Source organism: Lentibacter algarum (assembly GCF_040580765.1).
In the GTDB taxonomy this organism is placed as follows: domain Bacteria; phylum Pseudomonadota; class Alphaproteobacteria; order Rhodobacterales; family Rhodobacteraceae; genus Lentibacter; species Lentibacter algarum.
Window position 1 is genome coordinate 1,189,197 of sequence record NZ_CP158687.1, and the last position, 22,424, is coordinate 1,211,620.

The 22,424-nt window shown below is 57.2% G+C and carries 19 protein-coding genes and 1 tRNA gene; 12 read left to right on the forward strand and 8 right to left on the reverse strand.

Annotated elements, in window-relative coordinates:
- Nucleotides 1-50: 50 nt before the first annotated feature.
- Nucleotides 51-1,100, reverse strand: coding sequence for an AbrB family transcriptional regulator (locus DSM117340_RS05700; RefSeq protein WP_089888483.1), 1,050 nt, complete (start codon nt 1,098-1,100; stop codon nt 51-53).
- 161 nt (nt 1,101-1,261) lie between these two features.
- Here DSM117340_RS05700 and DSM117340_RS05705 point away from each other — a divergent pair, with 161 nt between their 5' ends.
- Entirely contained in the window at nt 1,262-2,425 is a 1,164-nt protein-coding gene (locus DSM117340_RS05705; protein ID WP_089889062.1) for an amidohydrolase, read from the forward strand.
- On the opposite strand, the gene DSM117340_RS05710 is transcribed toward DSM117340_RS05705, so the two are convergent.
- Nucleotides 2,355-5,621: a Hint domain-containing protein gene (locus DSM117340_RS05710; protein WP_177170628.1), complete on the reverse strand. Its 3,267-nt coding sequence runs from the start codon at nt 5,619-5,621 to the stop codon at nt 2,355-2,357. The genes DSM117340_RS05705 and DSM117340_RS05710 overlap by 71 nt on opposite strands.
- Nucleotides 5,622-5,825: 204 nt before the next feature.
- A tRNA-Ile gene (locus tag DSM117340_RS05715) sits at nt 5,826-5,902 on the reverse strand.
- A 130-nt stretch (nt 5,903-6,032) separates the two neighbouring features.
- Here DSM117340_RS05715 and purM point away from each other — a divergent pair.
- The 3 genes from purM to rnd all read left to right on the forward strand — a co-directional run bounded on the left by purM (nt 6,033) and on the right by rnd (nt 8,885).
- On the forward strand, nt 6,033-7,076 hold the full coding sequence (gene purM, locus DSM117340_RS05720) for a phosphoribosylformylglycinamidine cyclo-ligase (RefSeq protein ID WP_089888486.1): 1,044 nt from the start codon (nt 6,033-6,035) through the stop codon (nt 7,074-7,076).
- Nucleotides 7,076-7,663 (forward strand): phosphoribosylglycinamide formyltransferase, encoded by a 588-nt coding sequence (gene purN, locus DSM117340_RS05725; RefSeq protein WP_089888487.1) that lies wholly within the window; start codon nt 7,076-7,078, stop codon nt 7,661-7,663. The genes purM and purN overlap by 1 nt, the downstream gene beginning before the upstream one ends.
- Before the next feature lie 64 nt (nt 7,664-7,727).
- Nucleotides 7,728-8,885 carry a ribonuclease D gene (gene rnd / locus DSM117340_RS05730; RefSeq protein ID WP_089888489.1) on the forward strand — a complete coding sequence of 386 codons (1,158 nt, stop codon included), beginning with the start codon at nt 7,728-7,730 and terminating at the stop codon, nt 8,883-8,885.
- 9 nt (nt 8,886-8,894) lie between these two features.
- Here rnd and DSM117340_RS05735 read toward each other — a convergent pair whose 3' ends face one another.
- On the reverse strand, nt 8,895-9,404 hold the full coding sequence (locus DSM117340_RS05735) for a hypothetical protein (RefSeq protein ID WP_089888492.1): 510 nt from the start codon (nt 9,402-9,404) through the stop codon (nt 8,895-8,897).
- Nucleotides 9,405-9,529: 125 nt separating this feature from the next.
- Here DSM117340_RS05735 and DSM117340_RS05740 point away from each other — a divergent pair, with 125 nt between their 5' ends.
- Nucleotides 9,530-9,937, forward strand: a complete 408-nt coding sequence (locus tag DSM117340_RS05740) for a SufE family protein (RefSeq protein WP_089888494.1) — start codon at nt 9,530-9,532, stop codon at nt 9,935-9,937.
- A gap of 75 nt (nt 9,938-10,012) precedes the next feature.
- Here the strand turns inward: DSM117340_RS05740 and DSM117340_RS05745 are convergent, their stop codons facing one another.
- From DSM117340_RS05745 to DSM117340_RS05760, 4 genes are all read right to left on the reverse strand, one after another.
- Entirely contained in the window at nt 10,013-10,654 is a 642-nt protein-coding gene (locus DSM117340_RS05745; protein WP_089888496.1) for a DUF1638 domain-containing protein, read from the reverse strand.
- Nucleotides 10,655-10,725: 71 nt separating this feature from the next.
- Complete coding sequence (locus DSM117340_RS05750; protein ID WP_089888497.1) at nt 10,726-11,427, reverse strand: corrinoid protein; 702 nt, start codon at nt 11,425-11,427, stop codon at nt 10,726-10,728.
- Between the two features lie 157 nt (nt 11,428-11,584).
- Nucleotides 11,585-12,598: a betaine--homocysteine S-methyltransferase gene (bmt, locus tag DSM117340_RS05755; RefSeq protein WP_354689918.1), complete on the reverse strand. Its 1,014-nt coding sequence runs from the start codon at nt 12,596-12,598 to the stop codon at nt 11,585-11,587.
- Nucleotides 12,599-12,797: 199 nt separating this feature from the next.
- Nucleotides 12,798-13,115 carry a DUF1476 domain-containing protein gene (locus DSM117340_RS05760; RefSeq protein WP_089888500.1) on the reverse strand — a complete coding sequence of 106 codons (318 nt, stop codon included), beginning with the start codon at nt 13,113-13,115 and terminating at the stop codon, nt 12,798-12,800.
- Between the two features lie 154 nt (nt 13,116-13,269).
- Here DSM117340_RS05760 and purC point away from each other — a divergent pair, with 154 nt between their 5' ends.
- The 7 genes from purC (at nt 13,270) to DSM117340_RS05795 (ending at nt 22,372) form a co-directional block, all read left to right on the forward strand.
- Nucleotides 13,270-14,028, forward strand: a complete 759-nt coding sequence (gene purC, locus DSM117340_RS05765) for a phosphoribosylaminoimidazolesuccinocarboxamide synthase (RefSeq protein WP_089888502.1) — start codon at nt 13,270-13,272, stop codon at nt 14,026-14,028.
- A 66-nt stretch (nt 14,029-14,094) separates the two neighbouring features.
- Nucleotides 14,095-14,325, forward strand: a complete 231-nt coding sequence (gene purS / locus DSM117340_RS05770) for a phosphoribosylformylglycinamidine synthase subunit PurS (RefSeq protein ID WP_089888503.1) — start codon at nt 14,095-14,097, stop codon at nt 14,323-14,325.
- The gene (locus tag DSM117340_RS05775; RefSeq protein ID WP_089888505.1) at nt 14,325-15,368 is read left to right on the forward strand and encodes a zinc-dependent alcohol dehydrogenase family protein; all 1,044 of its coding nucleotides are present in this window, start codon (nt 14,325-14,327) and stop codon (nt 15,366-15,368) included. Before purS ends, DSM117340_RS05775 begins: the two co-directional genes overlap by 1 nt.
- An 18-nt stretch (nt 15,369-15,386) precedes the next feature.
- The gene (purQ, locus tag DSM117340_RS05780; RefSeq protein ID WP_089888506.1) at nt 15,387-16,055 is read left to right on the forward strand and encodes a phosphoribosylformylglycinamidine synthase subunit PurQ; all 669 of its coding nucleotides are present in this window, start codon (nt 15,387-15,389) and stop codon (nt 16,053-16,055) included.
- 46 nt (nt 16,056-16,101) lie between these two features.
- On the forward strand, nt 16,102-17,865 hold the full coding sequence (locus DSM117340_RS05785; protein ID WP_273486331.1) for an ATP-binding protein: 1,764 nt from the start codon (nt 16,102-16,104) through the stop codon (nt 17,863-17,865).
- 17 nt (nt 17,866-17,882) lie between these two features.
- On the forward strand, nt 17,883-19,220 hold the full coding sequence (locus DSM117340_RS05790) for a sigma-54 dependent transcriptional regulator (RefSeq protein ID WP_089888510.1): 1,338 nt from the start codon (nt 17,883-17,885) through the stop codon (nt 19,218-19,220).
- 398 nt (nt 19,221-19,618) lie between these two features.
- Entirely contained in the window at nt 19,619-22,372 is a 2,754-nt protein-coding gene (locus tag DSM117340_RS05795; RefSeq protein ID WP_089889065.1) for a ribonuclease E/G, read from the forward strand.
- The last annotated feature ends 52 nt before the right edge of the window (nt 22,373-22,424 follow it).

Sequence of the window (22,424 nt, forward strand, 5' to 3'; positions counted from 1 at the left end):
CGTGTGCGCGCGTGAAATGAACACTTGTTCAATAACGCAAGCCTGCTGCTTTAGTCAACTTTGTTGAGGCGCTTGGCGATAAAGCCGAGCAGGAGCACTGTGAGCATAATGCGAAAGATGTGGTGCAGGGTCACAAAGGCGGGGTTGGCTTGCAGCGAGAGGGCGATGAGGGCCATTTCGTTGACGCCGCCGGGGGCAAACGTGATGAAGAGAGTTTTGAAGGGCTGATCTGTCGGACCGACAAGGAGGGCCGCGAGGGCTGCGCCAATGGCAAACATGAGTGTCAGAGACAGCAGCGACAGCCAGAGGCAGCGGCGCAGCGTGGGCATATCAAGGCCTGCAAAGCGCATCCCGAGAGAGGCACCGACAACAAGCTGGGCGAGCAGGATGAGCCAGTTGGGCAGGGCGAGGGGCTGGCCCATCAGGGCAAACCCTGCGGAGACGATCAAAGGGCCTGTGAGCTGCCATGCGGGCAGACTCAGAGCTCGGCCTGCAAAAAGGCCGAGAGCGAGGATCACGGCGGCTTGGGGATACATCGGCCAAGTGACGGGGACGGTGTTGAAGCTGAGCCCGCCTGCGGAGCCGACGGGATAGCCCAGCCAGAGCGAGAGACCAGCGGGAACAAGCGTGATCACCAGAATGATGCGCAGGAATTGCTGGGCAATAAGGGTTGGCTGATGTGCGCCTGTGGCTTCGCCCATGGCGATGGATTCGATTAGACCGCCTGGCGCGCCCGAAAAGAAGGCTGTGGGCGCGTCATAGCCGCCGATCACGCGGAAGACGGCGTAGTTCAACCCTTGAGCGAGGAGAACGAAGGCGACCATGGCCGCGAGGGAGGGGAGGAGATCATGCAGGGAGGCGAGGAGCGCGAGCGTGACTTGCGCGCCGATGACCGCTCCGATGAGGGCGATGAAGGGCAGGCGGAGATTGATGGGGAAGACATAGCCTGCGGGCAAGCGGTTTGTTGCGAAGATTGCAACGGGGGCTGTGGCCAAGAGCGAGCCGATGAGGAAAGGCAGGGGCAGGCCGGTGGCTTGGGCGATCAGAGCGCCAAAGAGCGCGAGAACGAGGAGGGCGGCTGTCTGCGGGATATGAGGCATCTGGGGCTTTCTGGCAGGCTGTTTTCCAGAGGGGTGCCTCACTGGGGTATATCCAAAACTTGGCTGATACAATCGGCTTGCGATGCGGGGCGGGTTGCATCCTCTGGCCGTTGCGGCTCATATCGTGCGGAAAGAGCGCTGTGCTTGAGCGGGGGGAAATGATGCTGACAAATCTTGATCTTGTGGAGCTGACGGCGTTTCGCCGAGAGTTGCACCGTTTTCCTGAAGTATCGGGCGAAGAGGTGGAGACGGCGCAACGGATTGTGGCGGCGCTGACAGTGCTCTCGCCAAGCAAGATTCTGACAGGGCTTGGTGGCCACGGGGTTGCTGCAGTGTTTGACAGTGGTGTCGAGGGGCCAACAGTTTTGTTTCGGGCCGAACTCGATGCATTGCCGATTGAAGAGAAAAACAGCAAGATTGACTATGCCTCAGAGATTGCAGGCAAGAGCCATGTTTGTGGGCACGACGGGCATATGACCATGCTGCTCGCTTTGGGGCGTGTTCTGGCGCGCCAACCTGTGGCCAAGGGGCGGGTTGTCTTGATGTTTCAGCCTGCGGAAGAGGATGGCAGCGGTGCGAAGGCTGTTGTGGCTGATCCGGCTTATCAGGAGATCGCTGCTGATTGGGCCTTTGCCATTCATCTCGAACCGGGCCGGCCGTTTGGCTATGTCTCGACAGTGCCTGGCCTGATCAACTGCGCGTCTCTTGGTCTGACAATTAAGCTGACAGGTAAGACGGCCCATGCGGCCGACCCTGAAGACGGGGTCTCCCCAGCGCGCGCGATTGCGGAGCTTATCCCAAAGCTTGAGGCGCTTGGCACGGGTGGTGCTCTGGATGAGGCGTTTCGCTTGGTGACGCTTACGCATGTGCAGATCGGGGAGCCGTCTTTCGGGATTGCGCCAGGGGATGGCGTGATTTTTACGACTTTGCGCAGCACCCATGACGCGGGGCTTGAGGGTATCGAAACAGCGGCGCGGGCACTGGCAGAAGCGGCGGCGCAAACATACGGGCTGGGCGTGGACTTTGAGGTGACGGATCACTTTGCGGCGTCAATCAATGCTCCCGAGGCCTATGAGGTTGCAATCAAAGCGATGGAGACGCTTGATGTTCCCTATGGGGATGCGGGTGTGCCGATGCGGGCGTCAGAGGACTTCGGGGTGTTTGGTTGGGGCGCGAAAGCAGCGATGCTCTGTCTTGGACCAGGGGAAGATTATGCGGCGCTGCACAATCCTGATTATGACTTTCCTGACGATATTATACCGATTGGAACAGCGATTTTTGAGCGTATCGCGCGAGATCTGCTGGGATCGGCGCAAGAGCCGTAACGTCTTTGCGTGACAGGCAGGGGAAACGACGCGAGCCGTAGGCGGCGCTAAGAGGCTGGCCGGCTATGGGGGCGATGGCCTTTGACAAGCTGGCCAAGCTTGGGAGAGACAGCATTTTCAGGCTTTCCGGGCCTGGATAAAAGCTTTCTGAAGCGGCTCCGTTGGCGAAGATCACGGCGTGTTTTGGCAAAAGGATATGGTGGTAGGTCACTGTGTCTTTTGGCTTGATGATATGGGCCAGAGTTGTTTGTTCGGCGAGATGTTTGGCACGCAGGAAACGCGGTGCACCATTGGCGGAGACCAGAAAGCAATGCTGCTGGGAGACAAAGAGCGCGGCGGTATTGCCCAAGGTATCAGGCTTGATCCGTACAGGGCGCAGGCGCGGTATGCTTTGAAGCGTTTCGAGGGAGATGACCGTTTTATCCTGCCACAAGATAGGGGCATATTGGCCCTCGGACGTCAGCACCTTGTCGCCGCAGCGTAGGCTCTGGACAGGCTGTTGGCCCTTTGATGTCTGGATCAGCGTGCCACTGGCGTAGCAGGGAATGCCGATCGATTGCAGCTCTGGTGCGCTGTTGACCTGATCTGGCCTGATCCCTGCAAGTGTAATGCTCTCGCCATTGGGGAATAGAAGCACCGCGTCGCCTGATCCGTCGCCATTGGTGTCGGTGACGGTGACATCCCATACATTGACTGGATTTGAGTCCTGATCGTAGAGGGCGCTGACATCGAGCTGGTCATTGGTCACACCGTCGCGATTGTCATCGGTGATGGAGAAGTCTGTGATGGTGTCGGCCCCAAAACCATCAGCGAAGAGGAACGTATCGTCGCCTGCGCCGCCAGAGAGGCTGTCATCGCCTATGCCACCTGTGAGGCTGTCGCTTCCGACACCGCCAACCAGCGTGTCATTGCCCGCCTCGCCATCCAGCGTGTTTGAGAGGGTCGGTTCTGTGTAGGTTATGGTTTGGTTGAGGCCCGCTGGGATATATTCGAGGGCTTGGCCATCGGCATCAAGGAGAACCCAATTGTGGGTTTCAAAGGTCGGCTGAACTCTGCTCCCGCCTGCAGCGATCGTGCTATAGGGGACGAGTGCGCCAGACTGGTCGATCCACCAGAGGCCGACAGGCGCATCTGAGGAATTTATAACGGTCAGTGAGGTCGCCGCGCCGCTAGAGCCTGACGGGTGATCGAGTGGGTCAAAGGGGGCTGTGTCGCTGACAAGAAGATCGTCACCGCCGCCACCTGTGATAACGTCATTGCCCGCGCCGCCATAGAGCGTGTCATTGCCATCTTCGCCTGCGATGCTGTCGTTGCCTGTGCCTCCGAGGATATGGTCGTTTCCGCCGCCGCCTTCGAGCGTGTCTTGGCCTGCGCCGCCGAGGACATCATCATCGCCCCAGCCAGCTGTGATGCTATCACTCGCCCCGCCTGAGGCCTCGACGGCGGCATAGAGTTGAACATTGTCGAGGGCTAAGCCCAATGCGTCATTGGCGCCAAAACCCGCAAAACTAAGAGTGTTTGAGCCGTCTCCCGCGCCGCCGATCAGATGAAAGGTGTAGTTTGTGAAGCTGCCGTCGCTGGCGTCGATTGTGCCGACAAGCTCCCCATTCCAGAGGAGCTGAAGCTGGTTGTCACCAAGCATGCCGTCTGCGGCGGTTGTGATATCTCCGACATCAAAGCTCAGCAGATAGGCCTGTCCGTCCGAGATGCCTTCTACTGACTGGCTGATAACATTGTGCTGGCCAGACGCCGACTCCATGTCCATCCAGTTGCTACCGTCTGTGGCGTTGAGGCCGCCGCGGTTATCGTTGTGAACGTTGATAGAAAAGCCGTTCGCATCTGTCCAGCCGACGATATTGCCGCTGGGTGCATCGAACCCATACACCGTGGGCGTCATGCCTGTGGTGTCTTCAAAAGAGCCGTTGATGATCAGGTTTGGCCCTGTGGTGACAAAGTCATCGCCAGAGAGGGTGTCATTGCCCCAATCGCCGCTAAGTGTGTCAGCGCCGCTGCCGCCAAAGGCTATGTTATCGCCTTGGCCGACATAAATTTGATCATCGCCCGCTTCGCCATGCACGGTGTCATCACCATCATTGGCCCAGATCGTGTCGTTGCCTGCGCCTGAGCGGACAGAATCCGCATCGCTTTCGCCGATGGCGTCGCCATTGTCGATCCAGTCTCCATCGGCATCAAAGTCAAACTGCCCAAGCTCGTCATCGCCTGATGTGCCTTCCACCACGCCGTTTTTGGTGAGCTCGACGATCTGCTCGATGCCTGAAAACTGAAGTATTTCACCAGAGTTGAATGTAACAGTGCCGCTTTCGGCTGTGGTGTAGGTTATGAAGTCGACGTTTGAGACATAAAGGGTGTCGCTGTCGTTTCCTGTCTCGCCTCCATAGATTATGTCGCCTGCGGCACCAAAGATGTGGTCTGCGCCGCCGCCGCCATCGACACTATCGGCGCCTTCGCCACCCGACAGAGTATCGTTGGCATCACCGCCTAAAAGCGTGTCATTGCCCAAGTCTCCAACGATGCGGTCCTCTTCAAGGCCGCCGTCAATATAGTCATTGCCAGCGCCGCCATCGAGCCAGTCGTATCCGCTATCTCCAGTGATGAAGTCATCGCCGCCGTAACCAAAAACGAGGTCGTTGCCATCGCCTCCGATGATTGTGTCGGCTGCGCTGTCTTGCCAGCCGCCTTCGAGCTGATCATCGCCAGCGTCACCAAAAATCACATCGGCCCCAGCGCCGCCGTTGACAAAGTCATCTCCTACATCCGCATAAAGCGTGTCGGCGCCGGCTTGGCCGTCGATCTGATCGTTGCCTGAACCGCCAAAAACAGCGTCATCCCCTTCACCTCCAGTGAGGGTGTCGTCTTGGGAGAAGGCAACAATTGTGTCGTTGGCGTTTGTGCCATCAATCAGATTGGTGCCGTCGACGCCATAAATGGTTGTGAAATAGGCTAGTAAGCTACGGGTGCCAAAACTTGCATCGGTGCCGGTTGTACTGGTCTGGCCAACAGAGAAGCTTTGTGTGCCATCCGAGAGTGTGAGTGTCCCTGTGTCTTGCTCGACGGTGAGGCTATAGGACGGGCCAAGCTGCGAAAAGTCGAGCGTGTGGCCCGCGGTTGTCTCAGATATTGAGGACCAGAAGCTCGCGGAGTTCCAGTTTATGGCTGTTATCGTATAGGATGCCACGACATCAGTCCTTTGTTGATCGAGAGTGCGCACTCTGTGCGCGGGGCCCATGACCCGAGACGCGAAAACCGTTGGATCGGCTGCAAAGCTACTGTGTGAGCGTTAAAATTTCTGAAATATCGGAGGGTACTTGCGCCCGAAAGAAGGGCTTCAGGGCTAAATCTTTAGCGGATTTTGGCGGTATCAGTGTTTGAACTGAAAGTTTGGTAGGCCCGGCAGGACTTGAACCCGCAACCAAAGCGTTATGAGCGCTCTGCTCTAACCAGTTGAGCTACAGGCCCGCCATGAGCGACTGGTTAGCAGACGAGCGGGCGGCGTCAAGCCTTAGAGTGTCTCTGGCGCTCCATGGGCCGTTGCTATGAGGGAAGGTATGATTTAGGACGTGTGCAACTTTGATATGGGGGCTTCAAGATGGCTGGCAAAAACGGAATCACCTATGCGGATGCGGGCGTCGATATTGACGCGGGTAACGCGCTTGTGGAGCGCATTAAGCCTGCGGCCAAGCGCACGGCACGCTCTGGTGTCATGTCAGGGCTTGGCGGCTTTGGCGCGCTGTTTGATCTGAAGGCGGCAGGCTATAGCGACCCTGTGCTTGTAGCAGCGACAGATGGCGTGGGCACGAAGCTTCGCATTGCGATTGATACTGGCGAAGTCGACGGTGTTGGCATCGACCTTGTGGCGATGTGCGTCAACGATCTTGTTTGCCAAGGCGCTGAGCCGCTGTTCTTCCTTGATTACTTTGCCACGGGGCGTCTGGAAATGGACAAGGCCGCGCGTATCATCGAGGGCATTGCGAAGGGCTGTGAGCTCTCTGGCTGTGCTTTGATTGGTGGCGAGACGGCCGAGATGCCGGGGATGTACCCTGATGGCGACTTTGATCTGGCGGGTTTTTCTGTCGGCGCGATGGAGCGTGGGCAGGATTTGCCGAGCGGTGTTGTCGAGGGTGATGTGCTGCTTGGGCTGGCCTCTGACGGCGTGCACTCCAACGGCTATAGCCTTGTGCGCAAGCTTGTTGAAGTCTCGGGCCTTGGCTGGGACGCCGACTGCCCTTGGGCTGAGGGCACGCTTGGCGCGGCCTTGCTGACACCGACACGGCTCTATGTGAAGCAGGCCTTGGCCGCTGTGAAGAGTGGCGGCGTGCATGCGCTTGCGCATATCACAGGTGGTGGCTTGACCGAAAACTTGCCACGGGTTCTGCCCGAGGGCTTGGGCGCGGATATCAACCTTGATGCTTGGGAGCTCCCCGAGGTGTTCAAGTGGCTTGCGGCGACAGGCGGTATGGCTGAGGCAGAACTCCTCAAGACGTTTAACTCTGGCATCGGTATGATCCTTTCGGTGGATGCGAACGAGGCGGACCGCCTCAAGGCGCTGCTGGAAGCTGAGGGCGAGACTGTCAGTGTCTTGGGAGCGGTCACAGCGGGCGAGGGCGTGCGCTACTCAGGCGCTCTTATCTGATGCGGGTTGCGCTCTTTATCTCAGGCGGCGGCTCCAACATGCTGTCGCTTGTGAAGAGCATGACAGGGGATCACCCTGCGCGGCCCTGTGTTGTTTTGAGCAATCGCGCGGACGCGGGCGGGTTGGCTAAGGCCGAAGCGCTCGGGGTGGCGACCGCTGTGGTCGATCACCGGCCGTATGGGGCAGATCGTGGAGCGTTTGAGGCTGAGCTGCAAAGCGTTCTTCTGCGCCATACGCCTGATATGATCTGTCTTTGCGGCTTTATGCGTGTGCTTACTGAGGGCTTCACCAGCCAGTGGGACGGACGAATGCTCAATATTCACCCCTCACTTTTGCCAAAATACAAGGGGCTGCACACCCATCAGCGGGCCTTGGACGCGGGCGACAGCGAGGCGGGCTGCACTGTTCACGAGGTCACAGCAAAGCTGGATGACGGACCGATCCTTGGGCAGGCGCGTGTGCCTGTTTTGGCGGGAGACACTGCCGAAACGCTGGCCGCTCGTGTGCTCACGCAGGAGCATATTCTCTATCCTGCCGTGCTCAGGCGCTTTGCGAGCGGCGACATGCGCCCTGTAACGCTGCCCTGACGCTTTTCATTCCTCACGCTCTCGCGTATAGGCAGAGCCATATTACACAAGAGCAAGCGCCTTTATGAGAACGATTACCACGACCGCAGAGCTGGCTGACTATTGCAAAGAGGCCGCAACCCACGACTATGTTACTGTTGACACAGAGTTTTTGCGAGAGCGGACGTATTACTCCAAGCTCTGCCTTGTGCAGCTTGCTATGCCTGGTACGACAGATGACAACGCCGTTTTGGTGGACCCTCTGGCGAGTGGTATTTCGCTTCAGCCGCTTTATGATCTGATGGCGGATGAAAGCACTGTGAAAGTCTTTCATGCTGCGCGCCAAGATCTGGAAATCTTTTTCCATGACGGGGATGTGATCCCGGCGCCTTTGTTTGACACTCAGGTTGCAGCTATGGTGTGCGGCTTTGGTGAGCAGGTCGGCTATGAGACGCTGGTGCGAAAGATTGCCAAGGAAACTGTGGACAAGACCAGCCGCTTTACCGACTGGTCGCGGCGGCCTTTGACGGAAGCGCAAAAGACCTATGCTTTGGCCGATGTAACGCATTTGCGCCAGATTTATGAATATCTGCGGGACCAACTTGCCAAGAACAAGCGCGCCAAATGGGTGAGCGAGGAGCTATCTGTTCTGACTTCGCCTGCGACCTATCAGATTGATCCTGCCAATGCTTGGGAGCGGGTCAAAGTCCGCACAAGCTCGGGCAAGTTTTTGGCTGTGGTGCGTGAGCTTGCGAAGTTTCGTGAGGCCTACGCGCAGGAGCGCAATGTGCCTCGTAGCCGCGTCTATAAGGACGATGCGCTCACCGAGCTTGCCTCAACGAAGCCCAAGGATTTGAACGATTTGTCCCGCTCGCGTCTTTTGTTGCGTGAAGCGCGCAAGGGCGAGATTGCGGAAGGGATTTTGGCGGCTGTTGCGGCGGGCATGGCCTGTGCGCCTGAAAACGTGCCCCAAGGCGACAAGACGCGTGAAAAGCTCAATGTGAACCCAGCTTTGGCCGATCTTTTGCGGGTTTTGCTCAAGGCAAAGACGGAAGATATGGGTGTCGCTGCTAAGCTGATCGCTTCGGCGAGCGATCTGGATATGATCGCGGCGGGCGAGCGGGATGTGGCTGCATTGAACGGGTGGCGCTTTGAGGCCTTTGGCGAGGATGCGCTTCGTCTGTGCAATGGCGAGATCGGTCTCGCTGTGAAAGGGCGTGCTGTGAAGGTTATTTCACTTTAGGTTCGTCTCTTAACGCCTTACAGAGCGAGCATTTTCTGCGCCAGTGACGCGAATTGTGCGGACGCCTTCCAGATCTTCATCAGAGATAAACACTGCGGCTGTCAGCTCGCGCGAGCGCTGTGGCGCTGCGGGGCGAGAGCGGGTGGAATATTCGGTCTTGAGCGAATATTCGAGCGTTTGCAGTGGGCCGTCGACCTCAAGATCAAACTCAGGCACAAGGCGAACATCGTAGGCGCCAAGCGTTGGCGAAAGACCGGTTGCGCGCAGAATTGCGCCGCCTGCTGCGGGCTCGATTGCCAGTGCAAGGATTTGAGCGACGGCAACGCCTTCTGGTGCAGCTCGCTCACGGCGAAACGCTGATTTTTGAGGTATAAGCGCGTTTGTGGCTTCGGGCGCGACGGTTTCATTGCGGCTTTTGCCAAACCAGTTAAGCGGATTATAGGCAGAACCACCACTGCTGCCGCCACATCCAGGCAGGGCGAGGGCCGAGACCAGAGCTGTTGTGAGGATAATGCGCATGTGTCACTCCGCCAATTGCTTGCTTGTGTTGCTACCTTATTGTGTGCGGCTTGAAAAGACGGGAAAGCATATGGACCTTCGCGCGCGGGGCGCCTATCTCAATGGGACGGAATAAGGGGAACGCAATGGCCAGCGCCGCATTTGAAGAGCTTGTAGAGGATTTCCAGTTTCTTGAAGATTGGGAGGATCGGTATGCCTATGTGATCGAGCTGGGCAAAGCGATGGAGCCATTAGCGGAGGCACTGAAGGTGTCTGCGACCAAGGTTGACGGTTGCGCCAGCCAAGTCTGGCTTCACCCGAAGGTCGAGGGCGCGGTTTTTCACTTTGACGGCGAGAGTGACGCAATGATTGTGCGTGGGCTCGTCGCGGTTTTGCGCAAGCTCTATAACGGGCTTGATGTCGGGGCTGTTCTGGCAGTGGATGCGCAGGCCGAGCTGGGCCGACTTGGGCTTCAGGAACATCTTTCGGCGCAGAGAAGCAACGGCGTGCGCGCTATGATCGAGCGGATCAGAACTGTGGCCGCGGGCGCGTAAGTGCCTGAAGCGATAGGGCTTTTGGCATTTCTCCCCAAGAGATTTAGAGAAACAAAAGGCTGACGGGGCTTGTGTTCAGGCTTTGCCTGCTTGGGTTTTGAGGGCTGTGGCGAGGTCACCGTAGCCTGTGAAGCGGTATTCATAGGCAAGGCCGAGGCGGTCCGCGCAGTCCTGGGCTTTGGCTTCAAGCGCTGCGTCGTGGGTCTGGGCTTGATAGACAAGTTTGGTATAGTTTCCAAAGATCATATCGCGCAGCTCGGGGTGTTTGTGCAGGCCCATGGGCTTCCAAACAAAGGCGTCAAACTGTTTCACGAGAAAATCGGTGAGATAAAAGGCCGTGATTTCATCCTCATGGGCAGCGAAGGCCTCATTGCCTTCAAAGAAGGAATAGCAATGTGGTCCTGCGACCATGGCGACGCCAAGCTCGGCGCATTTGGCCTCGAGCAGTCCACCCGTGCCGCAATCGGCGTAGACCACGAAAATATCGTCATAGGCTGTGCGGTGTTTGAGCACGCTGGCCTCGACCGCTTCTGTGATGCGCTCTGGGTAGAGGTGAAGATTGGCGGGGAGACAGGTGAGATCCATGTGGTGCCAGCCGTTTTGAGCTTTGAGCGCCAGAATTTCACGCGCCAACGCACCACAGGCGATGAGCAGGAGGCGGCCTTTGCCTGACGGCGCGAGGCCTTCGTCTGTGAGCATCGTGTCGTCTAGGAGCATGATCGATCCTTCAGAAAAAAGGCCCGCGCGGTGTGTCCGGCGGGCCCTTGATACGCTTGTTTAGCTCAGGTTCAGCCGGCTGATGCTTTGTTGTGCTTGCGCAGAACCCATTCTTTGGCTGTTTCAACGGCCACAGCCGCATCACGGCAGTAAGCGTCTGCGCCAATGGCTTTGCCAAATTCTTCGTTGAGCGGCGCGCCGCCCACGAGAACGATATAGTCATCGCGGATGCCTTGCTCGACCATCGTGTCGATCACGACTTTCATGTAGGGCATTGTTGTTGTCAGAAGAGCGGACATGCCGAGAATCTCTGGTTTGTGCTCTTCGAGTGCGGCGAGATAGTTCTCAACTGGGTTGTTGATGCCGATGTCTTCGACTTCAAACCCAGCGCCTTCCATCATCATGGCAACAAGGTTTTTGCCGATGTCGTGGATGTCGCCTTTGACAGTGCCGATGACCATGCCACCGACGCGGGGTGCGCCTGTTTCGGCCAAGAGCGGCTTGAGGATGGCCATGCCACCTTTCATTGCGTTGGCGGCGAGCAGAACTTCGGGCACGAAGAGAATACCATCGCGGAAGTCTTGCCCAACGATTGTCATCCCACCAACAAGCGCTTCTGTCAGGATGCGGTAGGGGGGCCAATCACGGCTCAGGAGGATGTTTACGGATTCTTCGATTTCCTCTTTGAGGCCATCGTAAAGATCGTCAAACATCTGTTGGACAAGTTCGTCGTCGTCCAGATCTGCGAGGATGATGTCTTCTTCGTCCGACATGGCGGAATCCTTTGATCGAATTTTTCTTTGTGCCAGCTTTTGCCAGAATGTCGCAAAGTGACTGGCTCGATTGCGACATACGCGAGACTTTTGCCGACCAAGTTAACGAATGTCGCCTAAAGCGGTGCAGCAAAACGATGCTGCACCGTAAATGAGCCTAGCTGCGGCGGCGGCGATTGCTGCGTGTTCCTGTCGGTTCGTTGTCGCCTGTGCCATCGCTGGCCGAGGAGAAGGCCCCAAGGCGGGCGGCGATTTCTTCCAAGCTGGGTTTGTCGCCTTTTGGTCTGGTTTCAAGGGCTTCGCGCATCATGCGCAGGTGCTCCGGCAGGGTTCCGCAGCAGCCACCGATGATTTTTGCGCCGCTGTCGCGGGCGAGCACGGCATAATCTGCCATGAGCGTCGGAGTCCCATCATAATGGATGTGACCATCGACGTATTTGGGGATGCCTGCGTTGCCTTTGGCGATGATCGGCCGCTCTGTGCCTTGGGCGACAAAGCCCTGCACGGTGCGCAACATATCAGAGGCGCCGACGCCGCAATTGGCGCCGAAGGCGAGTGGCTTGTGATCAAGTTTTTCAACCATGGCGACCATGGCGGCACTTGTCATGCCCATCATCGTGCGGCCAGCAGTGTCAAAGCTCATCGTGCCGCACCACGGCATATCGGCGAGTTTGAAGGCTTCGGCGGCGGCGATATATTCTTCAGGCGCAGAAATGGTTTCGAGCCAGAGCACATCGGCTCCGCCTTCCTTGAGGCCTTCGGCTTGCTCGTGAAACATTTCAACGGCGATCTCGTGGGTGAGCTGGCCCATCGGGGCCATGATTTCGCCTGTGGGGCCGACGGAGCCAGCGACGATGACTTTGTGATCGGCTCGATCGGCAACATTGCGGCCGATTTCGGCAGAGATGCGCGACAGTTCGCGCGCGCGGTTGGCTGCATTGTGCAGCTTGAGGCGCGCGGCATTGCCACCAAAGGAGTTTGTCAGGAAAAGATCAGAGCCAGCATCGACTGCGGATTTGTAGAGCGATGTGATTTTGGCGGGTTCATCCACATTCCAGAATTCGGGGGGATCACCTGCGCCGAGGCCCATGTTGAAGAGGTTTGTGCCTGTCGCGCCATCGGCAAGGAGCCAGTCGCGTTCGGCGAGGAGAGTTTCAAAGGGCGATGTCATGTTTGGAGCTGCCTTATTTGGGTTTGCGCTGCCTTCGCACAGGTAAGGTAATTAGGCAAATTCATAATCAACATCAAGATTATGAGGTTTGCTTGTTTGTATGAAGGGAGGCGGGAGAGACTGTGGCGCAGCGTGAGGGCGCATACAAAAACGCCGCCCGATAAAGGAGCGGCGTTTGAAAGATCATCAGCGCAGAAGCTTAGCCAACTTCTGTCATCACTTGGGTTTTGGCCAGCACACTCAGTTCGGCACGTTTGGCGCGGATCGTGTCTGTGTCGGCCATTTCGCCGAGATCTGCAGCCACTTTGCGTACCACATCTTCATGGCCTGCTTCTTCAAAATCTGCTTTCACGACCTCCGCAGCATAGGCTGCAGCGTCATCACCTGATTTTCCCAGAAGCTCGGCAGCCCAAAGGCCGAGAAGCTTGTTTGTGCGGGCTTCGGCCTTGAACTTCACTTCTTCGTCATGAGCGAATTTGTTTTCGAAGGCGTTTTCGCGGTCGTCAAAAGTGGACATACGGGTGTCTCCAACAAAATTATAGTTGCGCTTAAATATGCAATTCGTCGCGATGGAGCACAAGCCCTCATGGCGCGGCTTGCGACAATGAGCCCTTTGCCATAAGAGACAGTCAAGCAAGCAGACTCACCTCAAGCGCGAGATTGGAGCCCCGATGGCACGCCGCAAGAAAATATACGAAGGCAAGGCAAAGACCCTGTTCGAAGGGCCAGAGCCAGGCACGATTGTGCAGTATTTCAAGGACGATGCCACGGCCTTCAACGCAGAGAAGCGTGATGTGATCGAAGGCAAGGGTGTGTTGAACAACATGCTCTCGGAATATTTTATGAATGGTTTGACGCAAATTGGCGTTCCAAACCACTTTATCCGCCGTCTCAATATGCGCGAACAGCTTGTCCGCGCCTGTGAGATTGTGCCGCTTGAAGTGATTGTGCGCAATTTTGCGGCTGGTTCTATGGCCAAACGCCTTGGGATCGAAGAAGGAACGCCGCTGCCACGGCCAATTGTCGAATATTGCTACAAAGACGATGCTTTGGGCGATCCGCTTGTCTCTGAAGAGCATATTGCGGCATTCGGTTGGGCGAGCCAGCAGGACATGGAAGACATCCTGAGCCTTGCGCTGCGGGTCAACGACTTTTTGTCAGGCGTTATGTTTGGTGTCGGCATCAAGCTTGTTGATTTCAAGATCGAGATTGGCCGTGTTTATGAAGGCGATTATCAGCGCCTTATCGTTGCTGATGAGATCAGCCCTGACAGCTGCCGCCTATGGGATATGGAAACAGGCCAGAAGCTCGATAAAGACGTGTTCCGCCGCGATCTTGGTAGCCTGACCGACGCGTATAGCGAAGTTGCGAGAAGGCTCGGTGTGATGCCAAAGGGGGCGACCCCCATGAAGCCGACGTTGATTAACTGACGTCTGCAAGAAATTGATAAGCCAAGTAAAATCCTTGGTGATGATTGAATAAGAACGGAGAGAGCCATGAAAGCGCGTGTGCATGTGATGCTGAAGAACGGGGTTCTGGACCCGCAAGGTGAGGCTGTGCGCCATGCGCTTGGGGCGCTTGGTTTTGACGGCGTTGAAGGCGTGCGCCAAGGCAAGGTCATCGAGCTTGATCTGGCTGAGGGCAGCTCTGAGGCGACTGTCACCGAGATGTGCGAAAAGCTTCTCGCGAACACTGTCATCGAGAGCTACACAATCGAGCTTGGCTGATGCGCGCAGCGCAGATTACCACATGGCGCGCGCCACTTGAGATTGTCCAAATGGACGACCCGACACCGCCGGAAGGCGGCGTTGTGCTCAAGGTGCTTGCCTGTGGTGTCTGTCGCTCTGACTGGCATGCTTGGGTGGGCGCTGACCCCGATGTGGCGTTGCCGCACGTGCCGGGGCATGAATATTGCGGCGAGATTGTCGCTGTTGGAGCGGGTGTTAAGAGCTGGCAGGTTGGCCAACGTGTGATTGCGCCGTTTATTTTGGCCTGTGGGCGCTGCGGCGACTGTCAATCAGGCCATCAGACGATTTGTGCAACACAGGCTGTGCCTGGATTTACGCAAGCGGGTGCTTATGCCGAGTATCTCGCTGTACCGTATGCAGATGCGAACCTGACATTATTGCCTGAGAGCATTGCGCCTGATCTGGCAGCGGGACTGGGCTGTCGGGTGACGACGGCTTGGCATGCTTTGACGGGCCGCGCGGCTCTGCAAGCGGGGGAATGGCTTGCTGTTTTTGGTGGCGGTGGTGTGGGCCTTTCGGCGCTTATGCTTGGTCGTGCTTTGGGCGCGCGGGTGGCGGTTGTCGATGTGGTTCCCGAGAAGCTTGCTTATGCCAAACGCCTTGGTGCGGATGTTGTGATCAACGCGACTGAGGGCGATGCGGCTGAAGCTGTGCGCGAAGCGACGGGCGGGGGCGCAGACCTTGCCATTGAGGCGCTTGGCGTGGAAGCGACCACAGTGGGCGCGCTTAAGTCATTGAAAAAGCTGGGCCGTATGGTTCAGGTCGGGATGCCTGCGGGAGATCATGCGGTGATGCCGATCCCGATGGATGTCGTATATTCTGGGCAATTGGCGATATATGGTACGCGTGGCATGCCTGCACATCGCTACCCGAGCCTATTGAGCCTGATGGATGCGGGGCATGTGGACCTCGCACCTCTGGTGACCCGCCGTATTGCACTGAGTGACGCGACTCGCGAGCTTGCTGCCTTTGATCATGCTGCCCCTGCGGGTGTGGCTGTTATAACCGATTTTGAGAGCTGAAACGCTAAGGAGAACCCCATGAAAGCCGCTGTGATTGTCTTCCCTGGATCAAACTGTGACCGTGACTTGGCTGTGGCCTTGGAAAAGGCGGGGGCCGATGTTGAAATGGTCTGGCACAAAGACACGGCTTTGCCCAAGGGCATTGATCTTGTGGCTGTTCCCGGGGGCTTCTCATTTGGAGATTATTTGCGCTGTGGTGCGATTGCGGCAAATTCGCCGATCTGTGGTGAGCTGAAGGCCCATGTGGAGCGCGGCGGTTATGCACTCGGGATTTGCAATGGCTTTCAAGTTCTGACCGAAACCGGCCTTTTGCCAGGTGCGCTGCGCCGCAATGCAGGGCTGAAATACATCTGCAAGCCGATTGAGCTTCAGGTTGAGGCGGCGGACACGGCCTATACCAGCGGGTATGAGGCTGGGCAGGTGATCACCGTGCCAATCGCGCACCACGATGGAAACTATTACGTGGATGATGCCAAGCTCGCCGAGCTGCGCGCCGAGGGCCGAATTGCCTTTAGCTATGTCAACAACCCCAACGGCTCTGTGGCCGATATTGCGGGCGTTGTGAGCCGCAACCGTCGTGTGCTTGGCATGATGCCACACCCTGAGCGGATGGCAGAGCCTAGCCATGGGGGAACCGACGGCAAAGCGATGTTTACCAGCCTCATGAGCCAAATGGCGCTTGCATGAGATCAGCGCGCTTGTGAGGGGCGGTAAGGCCCGCTAATTTGGCACAATGAGCCTCATTGCTGACCCATCTTCCGACGAGCGCCCGCGCACCACAAGTTGGCGCTTGAGAGCGGTTTTTGTCGGGCTTTTGGTGTTGGCAGTTGCGACTATTTCGGTGACGAACCGTCTTTTGACAGAGCGTTTCACCGAAAACACCCGCAACCGTGCCGAGCTCAGGCTGACGCTTTATTCGGGCAACTTGATCTCGGAGCTGAAGCGCAACTCGATTGTGCCGCAGCTTTTGAGCCGCGACCCTGCTTTGATCGGGGCTCTGAATTCAGGTGATTTTAGTCAATCTACTCAGCGGCTTATTTCTTTTGTCGAAGAGATTGGCGCGGCCTCATTGATCTTGCTGGATGCGAGCGGGCGGACTGTGGCGGCGACGGACCGTGCGCGGCTGGGTGAGCCACATCGTGAGCACAGCTATTTTATCGAAGCGCTGCGCTCGCCCAACACAATCTTTGCGACTGTGCCGCGCGAGAGCGGGGGCTATCGTTTTGTGTATGCGCGCCGTGTGACGAGCCAGAGCGAGACCATCGGTGTGATTGTTGTCGAGGTTGATCTGGCCAAATTTGAGCGGGCTTGGGCTGGCATTTCGGACGCTGTTCTTGTGACCAACAGCGAGGGCACGATTGTTCTTGCGACAGAGCCGCGCTGGCGGGGCTTGATGGAAGATGAGGCGCTTGGGCGCGAGTCGGCGGACAGCGCTATTGAGCGCGCGATCCGAGCCACGCAGAACTGGACCTCTTTGCCGCCCGACGCCTATGTGCAGGGCGAGGCTGTGATGCGCAAGGAGATGCGTGTTGCGTTTCGCGGCTGGAAGATGGCGTCGTTCACAACCTATGCAAGCGTGCGCGAGCGGGTGAATGGGGTTCTGGCGCTCGAGATTATGGTTTTCGCCATTTTGCTTTCGTTGGTGTTTTATCTCCTCAGCCGTAAGTCAGCATTGCGCATGGCCTTGTTTCAACGGGAGTCGGCGGAGCTTCGCCAACTTAACGCGCGCTTGCAGCGGGAAATCGCCGAGCGTGAGAAGATGCAAGGCGCGCTGAGAACCGCTGAGCAGAGCCTCGCTCAAAGCTCCAAGCTGGCCGCTTTGGGGGAGATGTCTGCGGCGGTGAGTCATGAGCTGAACCAGCCTTTGGCGGCGATGAAAACCTATTTGGCGGGCTCGCGGCTTTTGTTGCAGCGGAACCGCCCTGATGAAGCGCTGTCTTCATTTCATCGTATTGATGATTTGATCGAGCGGATGGGCGCGATCACGAAGCAGCTTAAGAGCTATGCGCGCAAGGGACAGGACGAGCTTAGCCCAATAAACATGGGGGATGCGCTCACATCTGCTTTGTCGATGATGGAGCCGCAACTGAAGCGGCGGCATGTTAAGATCGACCGCGTTTTGCCCAAATGGCCAGTGATGGTTATGGGGGATCGGGTGCGCATCGAGCAGGTTATGGTGAACCTCATTCGCAATGCTCTGGACGCAACCAAGCTGGTGCAGGAGCCTGAGATCGAGCTGATGCTGACTGCAGGAGAAACGGCAACGCTTTCTGTGCGCGACAATGGCCCTGGAATCGAAGATCTGGATGCGCTTTTTGAGCCGTTTTACACAACCAAACAGCCCGGCGAGGGCGTGGGTCTGGGGCTTGCTATTTCATCGGGGATCGTGAACGACCTTGGTGGACGGCTGACCGCGCGCAATGCAATGGCGGGGGGGGCTGTTTTTGAAATGCAACTTCCTATCTTGGAAGGCAGCAGCTCTGAAGCTGCAGAGTAACGAAAGAGAGACGAGTGATGGCTAAGGCTATGAAGATTGCGATTGTGGATGACGAGCAGGACATGCGCCAGTCCATCAGCCAGTGGCTCGCACTTTCGGGCTATGACACCCAGACCTTTCCGAGCGCGGAAGACGCGCTCAAGGAGCTGGGCGCGGATTATCCAGGGATTGTGATCTCTGACATCAAAATGCCCGGCATGGACGGGATGCAGTTTCTCAAAAAGCTGATGGGGGCGGACAGTGCTTTGCCTGTGATCATGATCACAGGGCACGGCGATGTGCCGATGGCAGTCGAGGCGATGCGCGTGGGCGCGTTTGATTTTCTAGAAAAGCCGTTCAACCCTGACCGTATGACAGAGCTGGCCAAGAAGGCTGCCAACGCGCGGCGTCTGACGCTTGATAACCGCGCTTTGCGCCGCGAGTTGTCAGAGGGCGGGCAACTGATGAAGAAGCTGATCGGCGCCAGCCCGATTATGGCGCGGCTCAAGGAAGATATCCTCGATCTGGGGCAGGCTGACGGCCATGTCCTGATTGATGGCGAGACGGGCACAGGCAAGACACTTGTGGCACATGCTTTGCACGCGGTTGGTGCGCGTGCTGGTAAGAAATTTGTGTTGGTGAGCTGTTCGGCTTTGGAAGAAGAAGCGCTGGTGAAGCGGCTCTTTGGCCCGATGCAGCCCGAAGACAGCCGCCTGCCTGCTGTGGAAGAGGCGCGCGGGGGCACGCTTGTGCTTGAAGACATAGAGACGCTTCCTGACGCTGTTCAGGCGCGCTTGCTGAGCTTTATGAACGAGGAGGGCAATCCGCCTGAAACGCGGATAGTGGCGATCTCAAACTTGCAAGAGCAGAACCGCACCGTCGAGGACGCGCTGCGCGCGGATCTGTTTTATCGTTTGGCAGCGCTGCGCATCACTGTGCCGCCTTTGCGCCAGCGTGGCGAAGATATCCTGACGCTGTTCACGCGGCTTTCGGACGAGTTTGCCGAGGAATACGGCTGCGATGCGCCCAAGGTGAGCGCGCAGGAAGCGGCGCAACTTTTGCAAGCGCCTTGGCCCGGAAACGTGCGCCAGCTGATCAATATTGCCGAGCGAGCTGTGCTTCAGTCGCGGCGCGGGGCAGGGACAATCACCTCGCTTTTGATGGCGGATCACGACGAGATGCAGCCTGTGATGACGACCGAGGGCAAGCCGCTCAAGGAATATGTAGAAGCCTTCGAGCGGATGCTCATCGACAATACGATGCGCCGCCACAAAGGCTCGATTGCCGCTGTGATGGACGAGCTTTGCCTGCCGCGCCGCACACTGAATGAGAAGATGGCGAAATATGCGCTGCAACGCTCTGATTATTTAAGCTAGGCAACTTGGCTTTGGTGCGGCTTGGCGTCGATTAGCCATTGTATTTTGGCGCTGTCTGCCCTTAAGTAGAAATGCAGAGCTGCGATTTTAGCGCTCTGAGGAGTTTATCTGCTTCGGATGCCGCGCCACGCGCGTTCCCCAGCAGGATGAATTGGCCCAGAAATTGGCCAAACGGACCGGCGGGCCTTTGTGTCTGCCAATGAATGGGCACTTTGGCTTGCGCAAGCAGCACTGTGTCGGAGAAGAAACGCGATGAAGCGCGCTAAAGTATTGAGTTCGAGAGCAGAGGGCGCAAGCGCCCCTCTTGAACGCGCGTCTGACATCGCCCGAAATAGACACGTTTTGAAACCTGTGGCTCTGAGAAGAGTTTGCGGGGATTTTGCGTGCAAATGGACTTCATGGCTAAGAAAATGCTTATCGACGCCACCCACGCAGAGGAAACTCGCGTTGTTGTGGTTGATGGAAACAAAGTTGAGGAATTTGACTTTGAAACCGAGAACCGCCGGCAGCTTGCTGGCAATATCTATCTCGCAAAGGTAACACGGGTCGAACCGTCACTTCAGGCGGCTTTCGTTGACTATGGCGGAAACCGCCATGGTTTCCTCGCGTTTAACGAGATTCACCCAGATTACTATCAGATCCCTGTCGCGGACCGCGAAGCTCTGATGGAAGAAGAGCGCGCCTATGTGGAAGCACAGCGCGCTCGTGACGAGGATGATGAGGACAAGCCTAAGCGTGGCCGCTCCTCACGCTCGCGCGCTGCGCGTGCCAAAACAGATGACGCAGTGGAAACACGCGAAGTTGAGGGCGACGTTTCTGGTATGGAGACGATCGACCTTGGCGACAGCGAGGGCGATGACACAGCTGAAGGGCTTTCGCCCATGGAGCTTGTCGGTGAAACACCCGTTGAAGAACCAAGCGAAGACGAGGCCGAGGCTGTAGATGCGCAGGCTGATACAGAAGAAGCTGAAGCTCTTGACGCTGAGGCTGATGCCGATGTGGACGCCGAAGACGAGGCTCCTAAGAGCCGTTCGCGCCGTGGCAAGAAAGACGCCGTGGAAAAGGACGAGAGCATCGAGTCTGTGGCCGATGAGGACGAAGAAGAAGACATTCGTCCAGTCCGCAAGCCACGCCCACGTCGTTACAAAATTCAAGAAGTGATCAAAGTGCGCCAGATTATGCTGGTGCAAGTGGTTAAAGAAGAGCGCGGCAACAAAGGCGCGGCACTCACAACTTACCTTAGCCTTGCTGGGCGCTATTGCGTTTTGATGCCAAACACGGCCCGTGGTGGCGGCATTTCGCGCAAGATCACAAACCCCGCTGACCGCAAGAAACTCAAAGAAATTGCGACCGAGATCGAAGTGCCCAAGGGCGCAGGTCTGATTGTGCGTACGGCTGGTGCCAAGCGCACGAAGACCGAAATCAAGCGCGACTATGAGTATTTGCAACGCTTGTGGGAGCAGATTCGCGAGCTGACGCTCAAATCAACTGCGCCTGCAAAGATCTATGAAGAGGGTGACCTCATCAAACGCTCGATCCGTGACCTTTACAGCCGCGAGATTGACGAAGTTTTGGTCGAAGGCGAGCGCGGATATCGTATTGCCAAAGACTTTATGAAGATGATCATGCCGTCGCACTCAAAGAATGTGCAGCGCTATGAAGACAATCTTCCCTTGTTTGCACGCTTCCAAGTCGAGAGTTATCTGGCAGGGATGTTTAACCCCACGGTTCAGCTCAAGTCGGGCGGCTATATCGTGATTGGTGTCACTGAAGCGCTTGTGGCTGTGGATGTGAACTCCGGCCGTGCGACAAAAGAGGGCAGCATCGAAGAGACGGCCCTAAAGACCAACCTTGAAGCGGCTGACGAGGTGGCACGCCAGCTGCGTCTGCGTGACTTGGCCGGTCTGATCGTGATCGACTTTATCGACATGGATGAGCGGCGCAACAATGCGTCCGTTGAAAAGCGGATGAAAGACAGGCTCAAGTCTGACCGTGCACGTATTCAGGTTGGTCGTATTTCGGGCTTTGGCCTGATGGAAATGAGCCGCCAGCGTTTGCGCCCCGGTATGATCGAAGCCACAACGCAGCCGTGTTCGACCTGTCATGGCACGGGCCTGATCCGCTCGGATGACAACCTTGCGCTAAGCGTTTTGCGTCAGATCGAGGAAGAGGGCACACGCCGCCGTTCGCGGGAAGTTTTGGTGAAATGCCCTGTCGGGATTGCAAACTTCTTGATGAACCAGAAGCGTGAGCATGTGGCGCAGATTGAAGCGCGCTACGGCATGTCTGTGCGGATCGAGGGTGACCCATCACTGATTAGCCCTGACTTTACGCTCGAGAAGTTCAAGACCGCGACGCGCGTTGTGAAAGAAGTGGCTTCGACAGCTATTTCGGCTACGGCAGCTTTGATGGACGATATTGACTCTGAAGAGCCAGACGAGATCGACGAGGTCACAACAGAGGCGACTGAAGAGACCGCTGAGACAAATGGCGAGGACAAGCCTAAGAAGCGCCGTCGTCGTCGGCGTCGTCGGGGCAAAGGCAATGGCGGCGACGCCAATGGCGAGTCTGGGTCTGGCGAAAACGGCAATGGCAATGGTGCAGCGGCGCAAGACGCAGCTGAAGAAGCTGGCGCTGTAGAAGCCGCTGCCGAGGCGGTAGAGGCTGCACCTGCTGAAGCAGAAGAAGCCGAAGCGCCGAAGAAAAAGACTGTGAGCCGCTCACGCAAGAAGAAAGAGGATACTCCAGCTGAGGCCAAGCCTGCGACAGCAGCAAAGGCGGATGCGGCGGAGGCTGTGGAAACAGCTGAGACCGAGGAGAAGCCCAAGAAAGCCACACGCAAGCCATCGACGCGGGCGAAGAAGCCCAAGGCAGATGAGGCGGAGGCTGGTGTTGAAGCTGCGGCAGACGACAAAGCGGCTGCCAAGCCAAAGACCACGCGTTCGCGGGCAAAGAAAAAGCCTGTTGAGACGGATGAGGCGGCCCCAGTGGTGGCAGCTGAGCCTGTTGCAGAGGTGACACCTGCGCCTGTTGTAGAGGTTGCTGTTGTGCCTGAAGCTGTGACGGCTCCTGAGCCAGCACCTGCGCCTGAGGTTAAGGATGACACGCCGCCTAAGCCGAAAAAGCGTGGTTGGTGGTCGCTGGGGGGCTAAGCCCTTCTTACAGAGAAACGATAAAAAGCCGCGCCTTCGGGCGCGGTTTTCT